This is a genomic window from Shewanella fidelis ATCC BAA-318, from assembly GCF_000518605.1.
GTDB lineage: Bacteria > Pseudomonadota > Gammaproteobacteria > Enterobacterales > Shewanellaceae > Shewanella > Shewanella fidelis.
Genome location: NZ_KI912458.1, coordinates 181,906 through 203,181, shown reverse-complemented (window position 1 = coordinate 203,181; position 21,276 = coordinate 181,906). Strand labels below are relative to the sequence as shown.

General features: G+C 42.2%; 22 protein-coding genes. 12 read left to right on the top strand and 10 right to left on the bottom strand.

Annotation, left to right across the window (positions count from 1 at the left end; translation table 11 throughout):
• Window positions 1–27: 27 nt before the first annotated feature.
• Genes L884_RS0114390 through L884_RS0114380 form a run of 3 tightly spaced genes read left to right on the top strand, consistent with a single transcriptional unit; the run spans window position 28 to window position 4,047 of the window.
• Window positions 28–720: a fimbria/pilus periplasmic chaperone gene (locus L884_RS0114390; RefSeq protein WP_028768150.1), complete on the top strand. Its 693-nt coding sequence runs from the start codon at window positions 28–30 to the stop codon at window positions 718–720.
• Window positions 717–3,161 carry a fimbria/pilus outer membrane usher protein gene (locus L884_RS0114385; protein ID WP_028768149.1) on the top strand — a complete coding sequence of 815 codons (2,445 nt, stop codon included), beginning with the start codon at window positions 717–719 and terminating at the stop codon, window positions 3,159–3,161. The genes L884_RS0114390 and L884_RS0114385 overlap by 4 nt, the downstream gene beginning before the upstream one ends.
• Window positions 3,148–4,047 carry a hypothetical protein gene (locus L884_RS0114380; protein WP_028768148.1) on the top strand — a complete coding sequence of 300 codons (900 nt, stop codon included), beginning with the start codon at window positions 3,148–3,150 and terminating at the stop codon, window positions 4,045–4,047. The genes L884_RS0114385 and L884_RS0114380 overlap by 14 nt, the downstream gene beginning before the upstream one ends.
• A gap of 76 nt (window positions 4,048–4,123) precedes the next feature.
• On the opposite strand, the gene metA is transcribed toward L884_RS0114380, so the two are convergent.
• Complete coding sequence (metA, locus tag L884_RS0114375; RefSeq protein WP_028768147.1) at window positions 4,124–5,062, bottom strand: homoserine O-acetyltransferase MetA; 939 nt, start codon at window positions 5,060–5,062, stop codon at window positions 4,124–4,126.
• A gap of 74 nt (window positions 5,063–5,136) precedes the next feature.
• The gene (locus tag L884_RS0114370) at window positions 5,137–5,538 is read right to left on the bottom strand and encodes a YbaY family lipoprotein (RefSeq protein ID WP_028768146.1); all 402 of its coding nucleotides are present in this window, start codon (window positions 5,536–5,538) and stop codon (window positions 5,137–5,139) included.
• Between the two features lie 276 nt (window positions 5,539–5,814).
• Here L884_RS0114370 and L884_RS0114365 point away from each other — a divergent pair, with 276 nt between their 5' ends.
• The gene (locus L884_RS0114365) at window positions 5,815–6,588 is read left to right on the top strand and encodes an SDR family NAD(P)-dependent oxidoreductase (RefSeq protein ID WP_028768145.1); all 774 of its coding nucleotides are present in this window, start codon (window positions 5,815–5,817) and stop codon (window positions 6,586–6,588) included.
• A gap of 82 nt (window positions 6,589–6,670) precedes the next feature.
• On the opposite strand, the gene ompW is transcribed toward L884_RS0114365, so the two are convergent.
• From ompW to L884_RS22155, 3 genes are all read right to left on the bottom strand, one after another.
• Complete coding sequence (gene ompW, locus L884_RS0114360) at window positions 6,671–7,321, bottom strand: outer membrane protein OmpW (protein WP_028768144.1); 651 nt, start codon at window positions 7,319–7,321, stop codon at window positions 6,671–6,673.
• A gap of 378 nt (window positions 7,322–7,699) precedes the next feature.
• The gene (locus L884_RS0114355) at window positions 7,700–8,023 is read right to left on the bottom strand and encodes a hypothetical protein (protein ID WP_028768143.1); all 324 of its coding nucleotides are present in this window, start codon (window positions 8,021–8,023) and stop codon (window positions 7,700–7,702) included.
• A gap of 142 nt (window positions 8,024–8,165) precedes the next feature.
• The gene (locus L884_RS22155; protein ID WP_037410989.1) at window positions 8,166–8,345 is read right to left on the bottom strand and encodes a hypothetical protein; all 180 of its coding nucleotides are present in this window, start codon (window positions 8,343–8,345) and stop codon (window positions 8,166–8,168) included.
• 909 nt (window positions 8,346–9,254) lie between these two features.
• On the opposite strand from L884_RS22155, the gene hydA reads away from it, so the two are divergent.
• From hydA to hydF, 7 genes are all read left to right on the top strand, one after another.
• Window positions 9,255–10,487, top strand: coding sequence for an iron hydrogenase large subunit HydA (gene hydA, locus L884_RS0114345; RefSeq protein ID WP_028768142.1), 1,233 nt, complete (start codon window positions 9,255–9,257; stop codon window positions 10,485–10,487).
• Window positions 10,488–10,502: 15 nt separating this feature from the next.
• A complete protein-coding gene (gene hydB / locus L884_RS0114340; protein ID WP_028768141.1) occupies window positions 10,503–10,823 on the top strand; it encodes an iron hydrogenase small subunit HydB in 321 nt (106 codons plus the stop codon).
• 13 nt (window positions 10,824–10,836) lie between these two features.
• Window positions 10,837–11,517, top strand: coding sequence for a cytochrome b/b6 domain-containing protein (locus tag L884_RS0114335; protein WP_028768140.1), 681 nt, complete (start codon window positions 10,837–10,839; stop codon window positions 11,515–11,517).
• Between the two features lie 84 nt (window positions 11,518–11,601).
• Window positions 11,602–13,044, top strand: coding sequence for a [FeFe] hydrogenase H-cluster radical SAM maturase HydG (gene hydG, locus L884_RS0114330; RefSeq protein WP_028768139.1), 1,443 nt, complete (start codon window positions 11,602–11,604; stop codon window positions 13,042–13,044).
• Between the two features lie 46 nt (window positions 13,045–13,090).
• Window positions 13,091–13,717 carry a hypothetical protein gene (locus L884_RS22150; protein WP_211239205.1) on the top strand — a complete coding sequence of 209 codons (627 nt, stop codon included), beginning with the start codon at window positions 13,091–13,093 and terminating at the stop codon, window positions 13,715–13,717.
• Window positions 13,717–14,754 carry a [FeFe] hydrogenase H-cluster radical SAM maturase HydE gene (hydE, locus tag L884_RS22145; protein WP_051435645.1) on the top strand — a complete coding sequence of 346 codons (1,038 nt, stop codon included), beginning with the start codon at window positions 13,717–13,719 and terminating at the stop codon, window positions 14,752–14,754. The genes L884_RS22150 and hydE overlap by 1 nt, the downstream gene beginning before the upstream one ends.
• Window positions 14,738–15,994, top strand: a complete 1,257-nt coding sequence (hydF, locus tag L884_RS0114315; RefSeq protein ID WP_028768138.1) for a [FeFe] hydrogenase H-cluster maturation GTPase HydF — start codon at window positions 14,738–14,740, stop codon at window positions 15,992–15,994. Before hydE ends, hydF begins: the two co-directional genes overlap by 17 nt.
• A gap of 71 nt (window positions 15,995–16,065) precedes the next feature.
• On the opposite strand, the gene L884_RS0114310 is transcribed toward hydF, so the two are convergent.
• The 5 genes from L884_RS0114310 to L884_RS0114290 all read right to left on the bottom strand — a co-directional run bounded on the left by L884_RS0114310 (window position 16,066) and on the right by L884_RS0114290 (window position 20,017).
• Window positions 16,066–16,800 carry a hypothetical protein gene (locus tag L884_RS0114310; protein WP_028768137.1) on the bottom strand — a complete coding sequence of 245 codons (735 nt, stop codon included), beginning with the start codon at window positions 16,798–16,800 and terminating at the stop codon, window positions 16,066–16,068.
• Between the two features lie 155 nt (window positions 16,801–16,955).
• The gene (locus L884_RS0114305; RefSeq protein ID WP_245603135.1) at window positions 16,956–17,585 is read right to left on the bottom strand and encodes a nucleotidyltransferase family protein; all 630 of its coding nucleotides are present in this window, start codon (window positions 17,583–17,585) and stop codon (window positions 16,956–16,958) included.
• A gap of 71 nt (window positions 17,586–17,656) precedes the next feature.
• Window positions 17,657–18,055 carry a YbaY family lipoprotein gene (locus L884_RS0114300; RefSeq protein ID WP_028768135.1) on the bottom strand — a complete coding sequence of 133 codons (399 nt, stop codon included), beginning with the start codon at window positions 18,053–18,055 and terminating at the stop codon, window positions 17,657–17,659.
• A 37-nt stretch (window positions 18,056–18,092) separates the two neighbouring features.
• Window positions 18,093–18,959: an acyl-CoA thioesterase II gene (tesB, locus tag L884_RS0114295; protein WP_028768134.1), complete on the bottom strand. Its 867-nt coding sequence runs from the start codon at window positions 18,957–18,959 to the stop codon at window positions 18,093–18,095.
• A gap of 122 nt (window positions 18,960–19,081) precedes the next feature.
• Window positions 19,082–20,017, bottom strand: coding sequence for an SDR family NAD(P)-dependent oxidoreductase (locus L884_RS0114290; RefSeq protein ID WP_028768133.1), 936 nt, complete (start codon window positions 20,015–20,017; stop codon window positions 19,082–19,084).
• Between the two features lie 325 nt (window positions 20,018–20,342).
• Between L884_RS0114290 and L884_RS0114285 the strand changes: the two genes are divergently transcribed.
• Window positions 20,343–21,227, top strand: coding sequence for a 1,4-dihydroxy-2-naphthoate polyprenyltransferase (locus tag L884_RS0114285; protein ID WP_028768132.1), 885 nt, complete (start codon window positions 20,343–20,345; stop codon window positions 21,225–21,227).
• Window positions 21,228–21,276 lie beyond the last annotated feature (49 nt).

Sequence of the window (21,276 nt, the reverse complement as noted above, 5' to 3'; positions counted from 1 at the left end):
GGGCCTTATGGCCCCGTTTGAGGACTTATGCGAGCATTCATATTTCTATTTATTTCGTTGTTATCCCCATTGGTTCAAGCTTTTGAACTATTTCCTATGGTGAGCTTTTTCTCCGCTCAAGGCAGCAAAACTGAGCAATCGTTTCAAATAAACAATACAACAAATCAACCATTGCCATTAGAGGTCTTTGTTAAGCAAAGACAGGTATCAGATAGCAATACAGAGAAATTGATTGATACCGAGGATTTTTTTATTTTTCCACCTCAAGTACTTGTTCCACCGAGTAGTACGCAAATGATTAAGGTTAAGTACATTGGCGACGATGTTTCTCGTTCTCAATCATATAGAGTGATATTTAGCCAACTCCCAATCAAAGACGATGTCGCTCAAAGCAGCATCAAGATGTTGTTCCAAATCGGTGCATTAGCCTTTGTATCTCCGGACAATGTCACCAATTTAATGTCAGCGAATATCACTTACAAAAATAAAGTACCAGTTGCTATGGAACTTGCTAACGATGGTAATGGAGTGGTGATTATACCGCAGCTATCTTTTACGGTTACAAGTGAACATCAGACTTACCACTGGAAATGGCAGGATATTCAACATCTACTAAGTCAACAATATCTAGTCCCAGGTGAGTCGATAAGTATAGCTATGAACACTTTGCTATCGCCACAAGATAGACAAGTAAAGGTGGAAATAAAGGAAATCTGGTGACGAGTATTCCAGCTTTACCCTTATGGATCAGTTTACTGCTGACATTGCTACTGCCCTTACCTACCCAAGCAATGAGCTTGTCATTGCCGCTAGAAATTGATGGAAGAGTTCTTGGTGATATAGCAGTCAACTTAGATGGAACTGTTGTTGATTCAGTTTCATACCACTCACTAAAATCTTTACTTGGCCCAAAGATCACCGATGAAGTTTGGCAGAGTATTTTAGCGGCAAGCCAAGATAGCAACGGAATGATCTCCCTTAAAGCATTAGCCCAAAAAGGGTTAGATATCACTTTTAATCCATCGACTTTATCTTTAGACCTTAGCGTTAAGCCCGAAGCTTTTGGTTTATATGACGTAGACTTCAGTGATCCATTTAGCTCATTTATTCCCTCAAAAAGTGGTTCTTTCAGCTGGCTCAACAGTATCAATTTTAACCACTCTCAAAATTGGGAAGCAAGGGACAATAGCCATTTTTCGAGCATTGATTGGTTAGCTCAAATGAACTTTGGCGGTGCAACTGGAGTGAACCTCTCGTTAGCAAACCATATAGAAGTCACAGATGAAACGAACAACTTCTTACGTGGAGAATGGGTCGCTTTTTACGATAAACCTAATATGCCCTTCAGACTCTCGATAGGGGATGTTGGCTCTGGTACTAATGTCGCTGGTCATTTGTCAGGGATCAGTATGGGGGGACTTTCTGTATCAAGTAATTATGCAGAACTGCAACCCGATCGTGTTATTGGGCCTAATAACAATCAAGAATTAATTCTTAAAGAAAGCGCTGAAGTTGAAATAACGGTCAATGGTCAGCTAATTTTCAGTGGTAGACAAGAAGCCGGCCGTTTTAATCTTAACAACCTTCCAATGACCAACGGAGCCAATGACATCATCGTCGATGTTACCTATCTTTCTGGAAAATCTGAACGTTTTGTATTCAGTCAATTTTATAATAGCAAGCTGTTAAATGAAGATATGCTCAATTTTGGGTTAAGCGCTGGAGCCCCATCTATCTATGCCGAAAATGGCGTAGATTATTTAGATACGTGGACCGTAATGGGTTTTGCTGAATATGGTGTATCGTCATGGCTAACTCTTGGTGTGAATGGCGCGATAGCACAATATGGACAAATACTTGGAGCAACAGCCACTCTCGGAACTTCTTGGGGCAACCTATCCAGCCGTGTTTCATTAAGTAATTTAGATGACACTGGTGTTGGTAGTGTCGTGTCATTTACATTTGAAAGCACTGTTGCCGGCAACTCTAATAACACTCCCAATCTCAGAGTAAGTGCCGATTTTGCAGACTCATTTACTTCATCACCTTGGGATATTGAAGTTTTACCCACCTCCTATGAGCGCTATTTAGCCAACTATGTCTGGGTAATAAATAATGCATGGGACACAACAATATCGGGCTCCTATTACAAAGACACTCACGATACAGCCCAAAGTAACCTCTCAATGACCATTAATTGGCGTTCAGGTGATTGGACTCTAGGCTCAGGGGTCACCTATAACGATGCCGCGGCTTACAACGATGACAATGACGAAGTAGAGTACTTTTTCACTATTGACTGGCGGCGCTCAAATACTCAAAACAGGCTAAACCTTGCCGCTAACTACAATAGCGCTAACCAATACGCTCGCCTTGAGGCAAGTAAAACCAATAATGACCGAGTCGGCAGTCTTGGCTATCGAGCACAACTAGAATATGAAGATGGACGAGATAGCCAGAACGCTCAATTTGATTACACTGCAAATCGCCTTAGAGTTGAGCTCGAAGTTGAACGAAATAACAATAGCAAAACCAATAACGAAGCAAGTTACACAGCATCAATAAGAGGCAACACCGCAATAGGCATAGTTGATGGACATATAGGCTGGGGACGATCGAAAGAAGGGCCTTTTGTTATTTCTAAACTCCATCCATCACTGTCAGAGCAGGAGATTCTTTTAGGTGTCGATCAAAACCAGCAATATGAAGCCTCTGGCACATCGAATATAGGCGCATTATTGCCACTCGATGTAGCTTATATTACGAACACAATTGATTTAAATGTACCTAATGCCCCTATCGGATATGACTGGGGAGAAAGTCGACTGACAATATCTCCCGGCGCAGCTACTGGCCACGTTTTTATGATTGGCTCCAATCGCTCATACACTGCAAAAGGCGTGTTACAAACAAGTAATGGTGAACCTATTAGCTATTTGCAAGGCACTATTACTAGTAAGGATTTCACGTTAGCGTTTTTTACCAATAAGTCTGGCCGTTTTTATATTCAAGGCATCGAACCAGGTGAGTATGAGATTAAAATTTCGAGTCAAAAATATAAATCCAAGACACTTACGATTACCCAGAACAATAGCCACTTAATCGATCTGGGTACGCTCTATATCTCATGTATTAAGGAGAACTGTAATGAAAGTATGTAGCTTCAATAATACGATCTTAATGCTGGCGATATCTTACCTTAGCTTTACTAGCCTTGCTTATTCACAGTCTCAAAAAGAGCGAGACTCATGTAACGGTGTTTGGCAGGTTGAGTTAAAAACTCAGTCAGCAATAGCAGAAAGCAAGGGCCAAAAAGGCATATGGATCCCAGGTAATATTTATCTCGACAGGCAATTATCTGCTTGCGCAAAAGAGATTGTGATTAGACAACCAACGGGAGGAGAGCCATTGCTCAAAGGGAGCACGTCACAACATCGATATGAACTCAAAAATAAGTTACGCCAGCCACTAACACAAACCGGTAGAAGCGATTATATCCTACCGGTTTTAGGGCAGCGGAAAATAAACTTATGGGCATACATTCCTCATGGAGGCACCTTTTATCCAGGTGCATATCGAGGCATATTGGATATCGAACTCAAAAGTGATGCTAATAGTGTCATAGCGACAAACAACTATTCTTTTAATTATCAAGTCGCTCCGTATGTTCGCGCCAAAATAAGCAATACAAACGACAGTTGGCTTCCTCCAACTGGTACCTCGATTAGAATTGACTTGGGTAATTTAACTCAAAAAAACCGTAAAGAGCTCCCGCTTTTTATCGAAAGTAATAGTTATGTTGATATATCAATGTCGTCATCAAATAAAGGCAGCTTAGTTAACCTAAAAAATAAACAAAACAAAGTTCCATATCAGGTATTGTTTCTTGGTCAACAGGTAAGCTTAATCAATGAAGCAGAGTTCAGTATCAGTAACCGTCTTTTAGATGGGCAGAAAATGGCAATATACTTCGAAAACTCACCTATGCCTTTTGCTCGAGCGGGCTTATATGAAGACATTATTACCATTAACCTATTTGCTAAATAAAGCCTATTTATTACTCAATGCCAATAATTAAAAGTTCATTATTGGCATTTATTTAACATGGTAGCGTCTCACAAGCTTATGACTCCCATGGCGTAATAGCGCTCATGTCATCAAGGTTGTAAGGTGTTAACTGATAGACATAATAATTTAACCAGTTACTGACTAATAGGCTGCCATGACTGTGCCATCGAGCAATTGGTGACTTTTCAGGGTCATTATCACTAAAGTAATTTTCAGGGATCTCAGGCTTAAGCCCTTGGGCTAAATCACGTAAATATTCATCTTTTAACGTCGACTTTTGATATTCAGGATGCCCCATCACAAACAAGTTACGATTATTTGTACTCAGCACCATGTAAGCGCCAGCTGTCTCAGATTCCGTAAGAACCTCTAGCTCAGGATGCGCTTTCAATAAGGCTACATCCATTTCTGCAAAGCGTGAATGCGGCGCGAAAAACTCATCATCAAACCCTCGCAATAATGGGTAGTGCTTAGTTGTTCGTTTATGAGTAAACACCCCAGAACGTTTAGTTGTAAGTAACTTGCGATTTAACCCGTACAGATGAAATAGCGCTGCATGCGCCGCCCAACATAAAAACAGTACAGAAGTGACGTGTTGCTGCGACCAATCAATAATCTCGCGAATATGGTCCCAATAAGACACATCTTCAAATTCAACTTGGCCTAGTGGCGCACCAGTAATAATTAAACCATCGTAGTTTTTGTGGCGCACTTGCTCAAAATCACGATAAAAGTTGTTCATATGATCAATCGAGACATGTTTGGATGCTTTATCGTGGATGCGCAGTAAGTCGACATCAACTTGCAAAGGAGTGTTACCTAAAAGGCGCAGAAGCTGGGTTTCGGTTTCAATCTTATTTGGCATTAAATTCAGTATTAATACCTTCATCGGACGAATATCTTGATTTGCAGCTCGAGTTTCTGACATCACAAAGATGTTCTCAGACTCTAAGATCCCAGCCGCTGGAAGATTGTCAGGAATTTTAACCGGCATATCGCGCCTCTTTACTAATTTGAGTGACCAACCAGAAAGAGACGCACCGAGAGTTGCTAAAGTTTAGCTCTTAGTTAACGCGCCACCTTCTGCACTAGAACTGACATAGGCTCAATGGAGTCCAAATCAATTCGGTAAGCTTGGGTATTAATAAACATCAATTCGCCGTTATAAGTAATGCGCGCACCTATGTTGTAGGTATGCCCTGGTTCAAATTGATCTCTATTAATTAAAAACTGAAACGGTACTGGTGTACTGACATCGTTACGTTCAAACTCTGCAATAACTTCGGCAGGTGCATCAGCTAAAGAAACATCCTGAACTTGAACAGTAATAACTGCATCTTCAGGTAGCATCATGCGCTCCTTGTACCAAACCTCACCATGGATCTCCACCACTGCATTAGGTGTTGCACAACCCGTTAAAATGCCTGCTACAACCGCTAAAGATAAGAAAGGTTTAAACCACTGTTTCATTTTTATGCTCCTAATAATACATCAAGACTTCTAGAAGTCTATATGTCCGAACTTGAATTTTATATTAGTTAACGATCAAATAGTGAATAACAAGTTATTTGACCACTATGTTGAGTTACAACAATCAGATAAATATACGTAAACCGGTTTAACTTACGTGGTTATGGACGCGCATCATCCATTCTCACAATCCGTGTCACAGCAAACGACAATTAATCTTGTTCTAATACACATATCTTTCTATGATAAGTTACCTATTCGAAGTCGAATACCCATATGACACAAGCAACTGCAATAATTGTGGGCGCTAGCTCATTACTTAGCCGTGAAATTGCAAAACAACTTGCAGAAGACGGCGTTGAACTGGCCCTATTAGCACAAGATCCACAATCGCTTACCGAGTTTAGTCAATCATTGCCAACTAAGGCACAGGTTTTTCCACTGCAAATTGACGACCCGCAAGCTGTGATAGCCAGCCTAAATGCCGTTTGGCAATCTTTAGGTGGTGCCCATCTCGTTTTGGTCAATACCGGCCTTACCCATTATGATCCTGAACTGCCTTGGCAACCTGAACAAGATATCATCACAGTTAATGTGCAAGGCTTCTCGGTAATTTGCAATACGGCCTTTAGGCTATTTCGTGAGCAAGGTTATGGCCAACTCGCAGCAATAAACTCTATTGCTGGTCTGCGTGGTGGCCCAAGTGTTGCCTACCATGCCTCAAAAGCCTATGCCCAAAACTACCTAGAAGGTTTGAGCATGCATGCCCAGCGCTTGAAATTGCCAATCACCATCACTGATATCCAGTTAGGTATGTTAGATAAAGCGGCTATGCAGCAAAATCGTTTATGGCTCTCGCCACCTAATGTTGTCGCAAGCCAAGTCATCAAGGCAATGAAGGCTGGAAAGCGCAAAGCCTATGTAACTAAGCGTTGGCGTTTAGTTGCATGGCTAACTAAAGGGCTTCCTGAGTTTGTTTACAATACTCGGCATTGGAAAACCAAAGAGCAGAAAAAAGCAGAACGTGCCGCTAAGAAAGCATCTAAATAACGCTAAGTCTATATAGTTTATAAGTAAAAAGGAGCCAAACGGCTCCTTTTTCATGGGTGGGATTTGTCCAATTAAAATAGGCTTAGAATGTGTAACCCACACTCACCATATAAACCCATGGGTCGATATCGGTTTCAACCTTCTGCGGCGCATCACCTAAATTAAACTTAACGTCAGTGCTGATCTGCGCGTACCAAACAGAAGCGTTAACTAACCAGCTATCATTAATTTGATAATCTAGACCAACCTGAGCCGCAACGCCCCATGAATTAGACATGCTTAGCTCTGATAAACCTAGCTCTTTTGCTTCTGCGGTGAATTCATTGTCGAAAAAGTTAGTGAAGTTAACACCCGCACCAATGTATGGGCGAAGTTTTGAATTAGCATCGCCAAAGTAATACTGAGCAACTAATGTTGGTGGTAGGTGCTTAGTTTCTGCAATCTTACCTAGTGAACCTAATGAAACATCGTGACTAAAAGGTGTTGCCGCTAATAACTCAATACCGATGTTATCAGTGATCATATAACCAAAATTTAAACCTAGCTGTGTGTTGTCGTTGACTCCAAATTCAGCGATATCAGCAACAACTGGGCTAGACTCATTTGGTGCAACAACTACTGCACCAGCGCGAACGATAATATCGCCCGCTTGGTGAGCTAATACTGAAGAAGTGAAACCGGTTGTGAGAAGGGCGGTGGCGATCATGCTAGAAACGATTTTTTTGTTCATCATACTACTCCATTAATACAACAATTAGCGCTGTCTTTATTTTCAATTTCCTTACATTTGCGCAAATCCTGCCAGATCCACTTTTAACAAAAGTTGATCTAAATCAATTCCAAACCCAGATACCCAATTTGATATACAGTTAACCGATCTCGATCACAAAAATAGAACGTATATCGCTATTGCAGCTTTAAATTATGTGACGCCCGCACACCTTGATCACTAAACGAGCAAAGTGTGACAACAATGCAATTAACAAAAGAGCAACGTCCAGAATGTAATAGCAATTGATATTTAGCTGTTCAGCGAGAGTTTAATAACCAAGAAGTGAAGATGAAGCTAAGTTGAAAAGCCTTGAAACGGCATTGAAACGATAAGCGTAAGTTACCAAACAAATATTTTAAAACACAATAAGATGGCAAATACCAATGCCAGCCCTATCCAGCCCAAGCAACGAGTGACAATTTCGGGCGATTGCTGATTAAAATGAGGAAATAAAACGGCAGATACCGATACAGCGGGAACCAAACCATACAGTAAACCCATCTGGCTCGAACTGGCATTCGCAAAAGGTGGCACAAACAGGTAAACCACAATATAAATAGCGTAAAACCCCAGAGCAAACATAGCTTCTACTGGTGAGATCTCACTTTCCTTTGACCAGAAATAGAAAACCACAATTGCGCAAAACACCAGTAAGTTGATCAAAAGCCACCTGCTAAATGAAATAAGACTGAGCTAAAACAAGCCAGCTTTAATAAAGCTAGCCACAAGTATAAGTCAATCAGCACCTATTGTGTTGTTCAATTTAGTCTTGCATCAAGAAACGACTTAAACGCTATGATGGTATTCACTTGTATTCACTATTTTTACGCTTAACAAGCGCCAAGCCTAAAAATGCTATGAAAAATAGAGAGAAAGCCGCTACGCCAAATAGATCCTTTTCAATCAAGTTATAGGCTAGGCCTAAAAGCATTACCCCTGAACCGATAAAGTAGTCTTTTGACGTCGATAGTAAATTTATTTTCAAAACCGATTCCTTTCATGTTGAAAGACGTTAAATTAACCTAATACCATTAAACAAAGATTAAGCTAACAATGATGCTCAACTGCACTCGACTGCATTCTTTGTAAATAGTGCGCTGACATAAAACCATGACGTTCATATAGTCAAGTGCACTAATCGCCAGCGCACTCAAAGTATAAAATAATATTGTTAGCTATTTATAATAATATTTTCATACATAGCTTAAAGCTTACAAATAAAAACAAAACCAAAAATAAAATAACAACCAAAAGAATCCAAAATAAAAAGAGCATTATAAAAGGCAGTTTAAAAATAAATAAAAGTAGCTCAAATAAATTCCCAGCCTAAACCCATAAATAGTATACAACTTAATAACTAAAGTTTAAACCACACCACTTAATTAAGCGAGATATATTGTAGCACCCGATAAATTAGCAATGACAAGCCAAGCTCCCACTTATTTAGCAACTTCAAATACAGCCAAAATAAAAAGGCAAAAAACCGTATAAGCACTGATTATACCTACAGGTGAGCGGTATCACGCCTATCAAGTACTTATGCGGACAATATGTCCCACATCAAAATGACGGGCAAGTATGCTTCAAGTCGATTCAAAACAACAACTTAAGCTTTAAAACGCCTTTATCGCAAAGAATTTAAAGATAATAAAAATTAACTAACCATTATAATTAAAATGAATTTAACCAGCTAAAATATATAGTTCCTCCTCAAAAACAACCCCAATATAAAAAACAGTTATCAATAAATAAAATATCAATAATTTGATCAGCAAAACATTTTAAAAAATATATTTACCCTATATTTTTGCGTCTTTAATTCATCGTAAAAATAATAACCACTAGAAATGCTTTTTATTAAAGCATTATCTAATGACTGAGAATAAGGAACGCTATGACTGTCACCAGCTATCAACCTGGAGAGATCCAAGGTCTGATTGAGATAGATGCATCAAAATGTAAAGGCTGTGATGCTTGCCAAAAGTTTTGCCCAACCAACGCTATTGAAGGCGCATCAGGTGCGGCACATTCAATTAACAAAGATAAGTGCTTAAGTTGCGGTCAGTGTTTGATTAACTGCCCTTTTGGTGCGATTAAAGAAACCCACTCAGCACTCGAAACAGTTATTGAGAAACTTGCCGATAAAGATGTAAAAGTCGTGGGGATTATTGCTCCAGCAGTGCGAGTCGCAATCGGTGAAGAGTTTGGCTTAGGCTCTGGAGAATTGGTCACTGGCAAGTTATACGGCGCTATGAACAAAGCCGGTTTTAAGATCTTCGATTGTAACTTCGCCGCTGATTTAACCATCATGGAAGAAGGTAGTGAGTTTATCCATCGCTTACATGCAAATGTAAAAGGCGAAGCTGATGCTGGTGCACTGCCGCAATTTACCTCTTGCTGCCCAGGCTGGGTGCGTTATTTAGAAACCAACTACCCAAGTTTACTTGCCAATTTATCAACCGCAAAGTCTCCGCAACAAATGGCAGGAACCGTCGCGAAAACCTACGGCGCTGAAGTATATAACATGCAGCCTGAAAAGATTTTCACAGTTGCAGTAATGCCTTGTACCTCAAAGAAACTAGAAGCCTCGCGGCCAGAATTTAACTCTGCATGGAAATATCATCAACAACACGGAGCCAACGTAGCTTCTTATCAAGATGTTGATGCCGTACTCACCACCCGAGAAATGGCTCAACTACTGAAATTACTTGAAATAGATTTAGCTCACACACCTGAATTTAAGGGGGATAGCTTATTTTCCGAATATACCGGTGCGGGCACTATCTTTGGCACAACAGGCGGAGTAATGGAAGCCGCGTTGCGTACTGCGCATAAGGTACTGACAGGCAATGAAATGGCCAAGTTAGAGTTTGAGCCTGTGCGTGGTTTAGCCGGAGTAAAAGCAGCCTCTGTGACTTTGTTTGATCAACAACTATCTCAAGATGTCACCGTCAATGTCGCGGTTGTACATGACATGGGCAAGAACATTGAACCTATTTTACGTGATGTCATGGCTGGCACATCCCCTTATCACTTTATTGAAGTAATGAACTGTGCTGGCGGATGCGTTAACGGTGGTGGTCAGCCTATCGACGGTAATGGGTCATCTTGGATTGCAAACATCTAATTAAGGAGCAACATCATGAACAACAATAAGCATGAATTTGCTGAAGATAGTTTCTTTATATCACGCCGTAAATTTATGGCCATCGGCAGTGCATTCTTAGCAGTAATGGCGATACCTGTAGGCTGGTTTGCAAGCAAAGTGGCTAGCCGCAACGATTACATCAAAAGCCGCAGCGCCGGCTTATACAAAGATGACAGCATTGCAAAATTGCGCGTGAGCCACGCCAACCCTGCCGTTGAAAAGTATTACAAAGAATTTGGTGGTAAACCTCTTGGGCATATGTCTCACGAGCTACTGCATACCCACTTTGTTGACCGCACCAAGCTGAACTCTTAAGGGAGATATGACAATGCATCATGACCAGCATGATATGAGACCAATTCAAAAACACCCACTGAATGTGAGAGTGTTTCACTACATTTTATTACTGAGCTTTTTACCTTTAGCTGCTACTGGCTTACTACTGTTTTTTAAACCTTTATCCCAAAGTGGCATGCAACTCACTTACGATATCCATATCGTAGCAGGTGTTGTTTTAAGCTTAGATGCACTCGCTTTCACCTTGATAGCTTTCGACCGCGTAGTGCTATTTATCGCTCGCGTGTTCAGTTTATCTGAACGAGATGTGAAGTGGTTTATGGTTTTGGGTGGCTACCCACAAAAGTTTTTACTTGGTAAGAAAGTCCCTGTTCCACCAATGAACAAGTACAACTCCGGTCAAAAACTGTTTGGCGCATGTGTAGTCATTGGTGGCACGGTACTCATTTTATCCGGTTTAGTTTTGTGGCTAATTCCACATGCAGCTCCACGTGACGCGGTTTGGCTATTGGGTCAGGCACATTTAGTTGCCGGCTTACTTCTAACTGCATTCTTACCGGTGCACTTGTTCCTTGCTGTATATCGTTTTGATGATTTCAAGGCCATGATGATCCACGGTAACGTACCCTACCACGATGCGGCAGAGTACACGCCTTTATGGGTTGAGCAAGAAATTGTACCTGTTACAGCTAATCAACAACGCAACAAGTAAATTGCGTTAATCCAGCCTAATAACGACAGAGCAGCGGTTATTGAGCCGCTGCTTTGATTGCTAGCAAATAGAGTTTTCCTCATTATGACTACACATGAACACCCGCACACAATTTCTATTGCCGATTACAATGCCAACAAGAGCTTTATTGACGAACAAGCTATTTGGTCAGTTATCAATAATGCTGCTAATCCTTCTGCTGAACAAGTCCGCCAAGTCCTTGCCAAAGCTAAGCAATGCCAAGGGCTAAGTATTGAAGAAACAGCCATACTATTACAAAACCAGCATCAGCAATTAGATGAGGAACTTTTTGCCGTTGCACGCGAAATAAAAAATACTATTTATGGCAATCGTATCGTTCTTTTTGCACCGCTTTATGTTTCAAACCATTGTGCAAACAGCTGCAGCTATTGCGGCTTTAATGCTGACAACCACCAACTAAAACGCAAGACATTAAACCATGAAGAGATAGAGAAAGAGGTCGCGATTCTTGAAGCCATGGGGCACAAACGCATTTTAGCTGTCTATGGTGAGCATCCACGCAACAATGTCACAGCCATTGTTGACAGTATACGCACTATGTATAGCGTAAAAGACAACAAAGGCGGAGAGATCCGTCGCATCAATGTCAATTGTGCACCAATGAGCACTGACGATTTCAAAACACTAAAAACAGCAGCCATTGGCACTTATCAGTGCTTTCAAGAAACTTACCATCAGCCAACCTATGAAAGTGTACATCTAAAAGGCAAGAAAAAAGATTACCTGTACCGGCTCTATGCCATGCATCGTGCAATGGAAGCTGGCATTGATGATGTCGGCATTGGTGCCCTGTTCGGTTTGTATGACCACAGGTTTGAACTACTCGCTATGCTAAAGCATGTTGAAGAACTTGAAACCGTATGTGGCATTGGCCCACACACCATCTCATTTCCACGTATTGAGCCCGCCCATGGTTCGGCAATAAGTGAAAAGCCTCCTTATGAAATCGATGATGCTTGCTTTAAACGTATAGTGGCAATTACGCGCTTAGCCGTTCCTTACACAGGACTGATTATGAGTACCCGTGAAAGCGCAGCACTGCGCAAAGAGCTATTGGAATTGGGGGTCTCACAGATAAGCGCTGGCAGCCGCACTTCACCAGGTGGCTATCAAGACAGTGAGCATGAACAATATGATGCTGAACAATTTAGTTTAGGCGACCACCGCGCCATGGATGACATCATTTATGAACTGGTTACAGAGTCAAATGCTATCCCGTCATTTTGTACCGGTTGCTACCGTAAAGGCCGTACTGGCGATCACTTTATCGGCTTAGCAAAGCAACAGTTTATCGGTAAGTTTTGCCAACCTAACGCGTTAATCACCTTTAAGGAGTATTTAAACGATTACGCCAGCGAAAAAACCAGCGTTGCCGGCAATGCCCTAATTGAATCTGAACTTGCTGCAATGAGTCCTGCAAGAGAGCGTAATGTACGCATTTGCCTTGCAAAAACCGACTCAGGCGAACGCGATATTTACCTATAACAATGTCTCTATTCATCAAAATCACAGCCTTGGGTGACAATGCACTATGAATGGAGTGACAACTTCAGCAGGGTTAAATGTAACGGCACTACTGACCGCCATTGAAGAGGCGAGTTTTATTGTGTTACATGCGGCAATCTACAGTAACTTTGCCAACTCAGAGGTAGGTGAAACAATCCGCCAGCAACTCATCAATGGTCGTTTGCAGCAACTCGATATTATCGAACTTAAGCCTCACCCAGCTTGGCAACAGGAATTTGCGGCAATATTACGGCCGCAAATGCCAACTGATAGCGTCAAACAGTTATTCGTAGAATCCAGTATTTGGGGGGCGCAACTGCAAGCAGAGTTTCCTGTACAAGTGAAAAGGATCACCACACAAGCACTGCCGTTACAGCCGATATTACTTGTAGGCGATAGTGTATTTGTTGGCCAATATGCTCACAGCACTCTCACTTCTGCAGCTGGACTATGGCTGCAATTGCACAGCCCTAGCTTGGGACTAAAGCCGTACATGTTGCAGCATTGGTACCAAAATGGGAGTCCTACTGAGCTCAGTGATAATTACCCATTAGCCATTAGCCGCTATGTAGAAGAGTGCAGGCAAGCAGCCGCGTTTTATGCTCACTCGCAAGATCCTGTAACTCGCCAACTTGAAGAAGGCAATAAATAATGTCAGCGCCTAGCTCCCTTTTAGCTGCCAAATTTAGTCAACAGCAGATTATTGAATTCCTAAGCGGAAAGCACGATGAGTGGCTATTTGAGCAAGCAAAATACGTGACTCAACAGGTATTCAACAACCAAGTATATATTCGCGGTATCGTCGAGTTTTCTAATCATTGCCGCAACAACTGTCACTATTGCGGTCTACGCAGCAGTAATCGTCAAGTTAGCCGTTATCGCTTAACAGATATTGAAATTTTTGATGCCGTCAGTGATATCGCTCAACTAGGAATAGGCACTGTAGTATTGCAGTCTGGAGATGACTGGCAATATAGCGCTGAAAAAATTGCCAAGCTGATAGAGAAGATTAAGCAAGATTTCGATATTGCGATCACTTTGTCCCTCGGTGATAGAAAGCACCACGAGCTCAAACTATGGCGAGCAGCAGGCGCTGATCGCTACCTGCTAAAAATGGAAACTTTTAATCAATCGCTATTTAATCAATGTCGCCCCCATGGTGACTATAACGAACGATTAGCTAGGCTGGAATGTATCCAGTCACTCGGTTATCAAACCGGCTCTGGAGTGATCACCGACCTGCCCGGCATGACTGATGAAATACTTGCAGCGGATATTATTACCTTGTCGGAAATGACACTCGATATGTTGGCATGCGGCCCGTTTATCGCTCATCCACAAACCCCCTTTGCCCAGCATGCCAATGGTGATGTGCTTAGAAGCCATCGAGTCAGCGCGATTTTACGCTTGATGAATCCCGGCGCAAATATTCCGGCAACCAGCTCGTTAGCCGTTCTTCAGCCCGATGCACGCGAACTCGCTCTCATGCGTGGTTGCAACGTTATCATGCCGTCATTTACCCCTGCAGGTGTATACCACAATTACAACATTTACCCTGGCAAAAATGCTGCAACCAAGCAAGTTACGCAACGCGTAGCCAGTATATTTGAACAAATTCAACACCATGGTTTACAGCCAAACTTAAGCCGTGGTGACTCAAAAAGGAATCACTATGTGTCAAGGTGTTAACCCCGAAACCAATCCCGCACAACTTACGCCAAGAGGCATGCGTTACCAAATTGCACTGGTTGGCCGGCGCAACGCTGGAAAGTCATCGCTACTGAATATGTTAGTTGGCCAACAAGTGGCGATAGTATCAGATGTCAAAGGCACCACTACTGACGCAGTGGCTAAAGCTTATGAGCTACAACCTATAGGTGCTGTCACCTTTTTTGATACAGCCGGTATTGATGACGTAGGTATGCTCGGTAAGCAACGAGTGCAAGCGACTCGCAATGCGCTATATCGTGCAGATCTCGCTTTGTTGGTCATAGATGAACAAGGATTAACTGAGCATGATATTCAACTTGTTGACGAAATGACGGCATTGAAATTGCCGTTTGTTATCGTGTTTAACAAAATGGATAAGCGTATGCCTGCAACTGACGATTTAAGTTTTTGTCAGCTCAATAATCTGCCTCATATCAGTGTATCGGCAAGTAAACGATATGGTACGAGTCAATTAAAACAGCTCATTGCTGAATATATGCCTGCAGAATTGACCGCCAAAGCCAATATTGCTGCAGATCTTTATACTAATGGTGCACATATCCTATGTGTAGTCCCCATCGACACTGCAGCGCCTACCGGCAGATTGATCCTGCCACAAGTGCAAGTATTAAGAGAAGCGCTCGACAATAACGCTATAGCAACAGTGGTAAAAGAGTCACAACTGCAGCAATTATTAGCCTCTCTTGTTAACCCGCCGGCTTTGATTATTTCCGATGCGCAAGTGATAAAACAGGTCGCAAGCTTGGTGCCTGAGTCTATTCCATTAACCACATTTTCAACTTTATTCGCACGCTTTAAAGGTGATCTTTCGCCTATGGTTTCAGGGGCAAATACCTTAGACAATCTAACCGATGGCAGTAAAATTCTTATTTGCGAAGCTTGCAGCCATAACGTGCAAGAAGATGATATTGGTAGAGTAAAGTTACCTAACTGGATCCGCAAATATAGCGGCAAAGATGTAAGCTTTGACGTACTTAGCGGCCATGACTTTCCTGAAGACTTAGAGCAATATACGCTTGTTATACACTGCGGTGCCTGTATGTTTAACCGTACAGAAATGCTAAGGCGGATCAGAGAGTGTGAACGCAGAAATGTACCTATAACTAACTATGGCGTTGCCATTTCTAAGCTTCAAGGCGTGTTACCACGCATTGTAGGCCCATTACTAACAGCCAACACAAGGCTTTGTAGTCAGTAAACTTTGCGACTCACAAGGATGTGGATCTCATAACTCACAAAGCTATTTACTTTCCCGATAGATAAATGCGTTTAACTAGCTGTCGGATTGGCATATTTGTGAGAAATCGGATCGGTAATAACTATGGTATCGCCTCTGAGCATATAGTTACCACCATGCAGATCCATTACCCCATGTTCATCAACAAAGCTCAGCACCTCAAACAAGGTGTTAAGTAGCGCTTCATGATCATCAATAATCTGATCATCAATCACCACAGGTTTGCGCTCGTCAGCATTCATATAAAAATGTGAGCGCGGCTCTTGGATCTGCTCAACAAACTCATCAGCCGTTTGTATCTGCTCATTAAACTGCTTTTTAGGATCCGCGAAAGGCAAAGTTAAGGTGCGTAAGGTGCCCCATAGCTTGCCAAAGTCATAATCATGGAAGTGGCTTGGCCGCGTAGGCTCTGTGCCATCGTCGCTAATGTCTTCAAGTCGTTCCATCACATAAAAACGTACGATTCTGCCACTACTGAGTTCGACAGTATCTTCTCTATGAATGGTAGGAACATGGGGGTTATCTTGATTTTCAGGACGCATGCACCAACGTGCAAACAGGTAATAGCCGTCAATTTTACTGTTGCATAGCTTAACAACTTTATCTGGCTCCCCCGGCATCTCATATACTTCGGCGTAGATCCCAGTCGCAATGAGGTCCAGATCGGTAAAACGTTCTAAATAGATAGACACATCATCAACCCGATGGATCTCTTCTGCGTCAGCTAACTCTTTAATCTCTTTAATCGCATCAAGATAAGGTTCCATCGATTACGCCACCATTTACAACAAGTCTCAAATCCGAACTATAGGCAGTCAGCAATCTAAAAAGGTTGCCAGCAAACCAACATCGAGCTAAGGCTAAAATCCCATATCGCTACCGTTACTCACTATAATGCGTAACTTCAGCGGCGCTCATAAGTTCACCAGTTTTTATTATCTCGCAGCTTCGGGTAGGTTTGCAACCAGCGCTTATTTTTCACTCGTTGTTCAAACAATTCATAAGCCGATTTGCTATTGTGCTTAATCGCAAACTCAAATAAACAAGTTAACGAAAACGGCGTATGCAAGGTTAATTTATGAGTTAAATTTAACTCCTTGATTGCGTTCGATTCAACATCGGCTAAAACGCCTGATTGACAACTTACAGCCACAGCCGTTTGCACTTCAGGCCAATAGCTCATTGCGTCAACACTGGATTGATATTGTGAATGACCATTACGTAGATGCATTCTTGCTTGGTTCTTCACTGACCATGGAAGCCTAGGTGCAATCCGTTTTAATTCAGCTTCAATCGCCTTGTCACGCTCAACAGTGATATCACTTAAGTCAAAATAGATGAGGTCTATATCATTCAGTGGTGTTTGTAGCCCGTGCAGCTTATCCCACACCAAATTACGTACAAACCCTGCAGCGAGCATCCAGTCATTGAGCAGCATCTGCTCTGCAACCTGCAGCGCTTGCATGCGCTGGTTATCGGCCAACAGCCAATCTATGATCAGCCGCCGACAACCATTTTCATCTCGCTGTAGCTTCATAAAGTCAACAATCATGTTATTCACTCAAACCATGGACAAATAAAAAGGAGCCTAAGCTCCTTTTCTAGATTATCACTGGTAAAGATTTAAGGTGCAGGCACCGCTTTCATCAATACTTCAGTGGTGTATTTATTATTATTTATCACCGGAAAACGATCATAGGTTTGGAAGATCACCTGTCCTTGATACTGGATCATTGCTACTACACCGTAATTCACACTGCTATCAATGCTGTCTGCTGGTAGTAAGAACTTAAACGGTACTGGCGCTCTGACAATATCAAAACTCTTTTGTGCAATAATTACACCCGGTGTATCTAAATCAATAATCGCAATCGTGATCGCACTACCTTGTGGTAGCGCCAATCTTTCTAAATATCCCGCAGCACCATTTATCACCACAGGAGGTTTTTCTTCTACAGTAACGCATGCGCTAAGTAGCATGACACATAACAATACTATGCTTTTTTTCATCATTGAAATCATAATCTTGATCCTATTTCCCCAAATCATTTATCTCTAACTAGTCTTTTTTTGTCATCCGAATAAGCCCTTCTTGGGTTGCCGATGCAACAAGCTCACCTTGCTGGTTAAAGAATTGACCTTTAACAAAACCACGACCACCGCTAGCATTTGGACTTTCAATGCTATAGAGCAACCACTGACTCAAATCGAATGGACGGTGAAACCACATCGCATGATCAATTGTCGCCATACGCATACCCGGCGTTAAAAACGACACGCCATGGGGCTGAGCTGCCGTCACCAAGAAGTTAAAATCAGATGCATATGCAAGCAAATAATCGTGAACGCACATATTATTAGGCACTTGCCCATTAGCGCGGATCCAAACATGCCTTATTGGCTCGCTTGGTTTTGGTGCTATCGGATCACTTGGATTAACAAGGCGCATCTCAATAGGTGTATCAGCCATAAACTTCTCAAGTACCTTTGACGGTACCTTGTCACGCAAAGTCATTGCTAGCTCTTGCTGATTTAACAAACCTTCAGGGCCGGGAACATCTGGCATCACAGCTTGATGCTGATAACCTTCTTCTGCGGTTTGAAATGAACATGTCATGTAAAAGATAGGCCGACCTTTTTGAATCGCTTTGACTCTGCGAGCGCTGAAACTACCACCATCACGCATAATTTCAACGTCATATACGATCGGCAGCTTTTCATCGCCTGCACGCAAAAAGTAGGAATGGAGTGAATGTACTTTGCGATCAGGGCTAACAGTTTGCTTAGCAGCGCTTAGCGCCTGCCCCATCACTTGCCCACCAAACACATGACCAAAACCTAAATCTTGGCTCTGCCCTCTAAATAGACCTTCTTCAATTTGCTCTAAAGAAAGTAACGCGAGTAAATCATTTAAAACTTGGCTCATTGCAACCTAACACTCAACTAATTATGCAATAAGCTTAACTCAAGAGCGGTGAGTCCTGCTAGCTTTTAGCTAATCACCAACAAAGCAGACTTATCTTTTGCGGATTTTTTGTAGTGCTGAGCTTATTCTAATGGGATATGACGCTTATCGGCTTGGGCTTTTGCCCATGCCAACACTTGCGCTTCCCCACTTTTATGTACTGTCACAGGCTTAGCCTTATAGATGTCAGACCAACGGTCACAAATCACCTCTGGCGTACACTCTTCAGCATTAAAACGACTGGGTGAAAACTCAACCATAGCTGCATGACTAATTCCGCCAGCAGCCGCCAGCAAATGCTGCCCAGAAGGACACTTAGAACTGCATAGGTAAAGCATGGTTGCTGTTACCGTTGTTTTAGAAAATAGTGGTCTGACTGCTGGCGCTAAATGGGCGGCTGTCATAGCAGTGACAGCATGGGGAATAATACTGTTTACAGCAATACCGTACTCTTGACCTTCTAAATGCAGACTATTAACCAGACCGATAACCGCCATCTTACTGGCACTAAAACTAGTTTCGTGCATATCACCATATATTGAACTTGCACCACTCATAACGATTCTGCCATAGCCTTGACGTGTCATATGCGGCCACACAGCCTTGGTCATATAAAAAGTACCGTTGAGATCAACATCCAGTTGATGTTTCCAACTTGCGACACTCATATGTTCAAAGGCACAGGGATGGTGCACTCCAGCATTGTTGATTAAAATGTCTACCCTGCCCCAACTGGCGATAACACTATCAACCATAGCGCTAATATCATCTGAGCAGGTAACATCAATACTGTAGGATTGGCACTCACCACCAATCGCCTTTATCGCCTCACAACAAGATGTAAGGCCAGACTCAGGTGCCATATTGATTACGGGTTTATCACTAACGCCTTCTGTTTGAGCACTCTCATTATCAACAAGGATCACTCTCGCACCACGCTCAGCAAGCGCTATGGAGTAGGCTCTTCCTAAGCCAGATGCAGCCCCAGTAACTATGGCGACTTGTCCCTCAAAACGCATAGTGTTGGTCCCCTAAGCAAACTTTATCTCAAAAATGGCAATATAAAAGTACTAATTAATAACTTACTAAACAATGAATTAGCACGCTTTCAAAACTAGCAAGTGCAATATTGCATAGACGGGTGACTATCAATGTGCGCTGGTTCAAATTTATTAAAGCCTAACAATGAAAAATAGTTAACACACAGAAAAGTGTTAACTTGACCACTTTATCAGCAACAAAATCCGCTTTTTAGCAGATGTTAAATTTGCTATGCTATAGCTCATTCTTTTTATCTTTATGTCATCCCTCTTTGACGTAAACCTCTGTAAGTAAATATAAGCGATGAATCCTTGGATACTTGCCATACGCCCACGCACCTTGCCTGCGGCGATTGGACCACTATTGGTTGGTAATGTACTGGCATTACAGCTAGAGCAATTCAGCTCATTTATTGCTGTAATTTCAATGCTATGTGCCTTGTTACTACAAATTGCAGTAAATCTAGCTAACGACTACTTTGACTTTAAAAGCGGCGTAGATACTGAAGAGCGTTTAGGGCCTGTGCGTGTGACACAAAGTGGAATGCTTAGCCCTACCACCGTGCGTAATGCAATGATTTTATGTTTAGTTTTAGCATTGATCGTTGGTTCGTTTTTGATCTACCACGGCGGCATTGTGATAGCCTTTTTAGCGGCAGCTGCAATACTTGGCGCACTAGGATATAGCGGCGGCCCATACCCTCTGGCCTCCCATGGTTTAGGTGAAGTTGCCGCATTTGTATTCTTTGGTCTTGTTGCGGTTGTGGGCAGTTATTTCCTACAGGCTGGTGATACTGCAACCAGTGCGTGGTTATTAGGCTCTGCCATCGGCTTTCTCAACGCTGCAATCATGTTAGTCAATAACACCCGTGATATGGAAACAGATATCAAGGCGGGCAAGAAAACACTTGCGGTGCGCATGGGGCTAGAGCAATCGCGCATTTTCTATCAAAGCTTTGTGTATTTGCCGTTTGCTATCATTATCGCCGGCTTCTTTATGGGAGCATTACCGGGGATCCCGGTATTATTAGCCGGCCTTGCGTTTATAATGGCGAGAAACCTAAGCCGCGATTTTAATGAAGTAAAAGGTGCAGCATTAAACCCACTGCTCGGCCGCACGGCAAAACTGACTATGATATTTAGTGCCCTATTCAGTGCGGGCTTGCTGATCGATATTTTGCTCGGTTAATCTTATTAAAATCAAAAAAGCCTATCAAATGATAGGCTTTTTTGTAGGT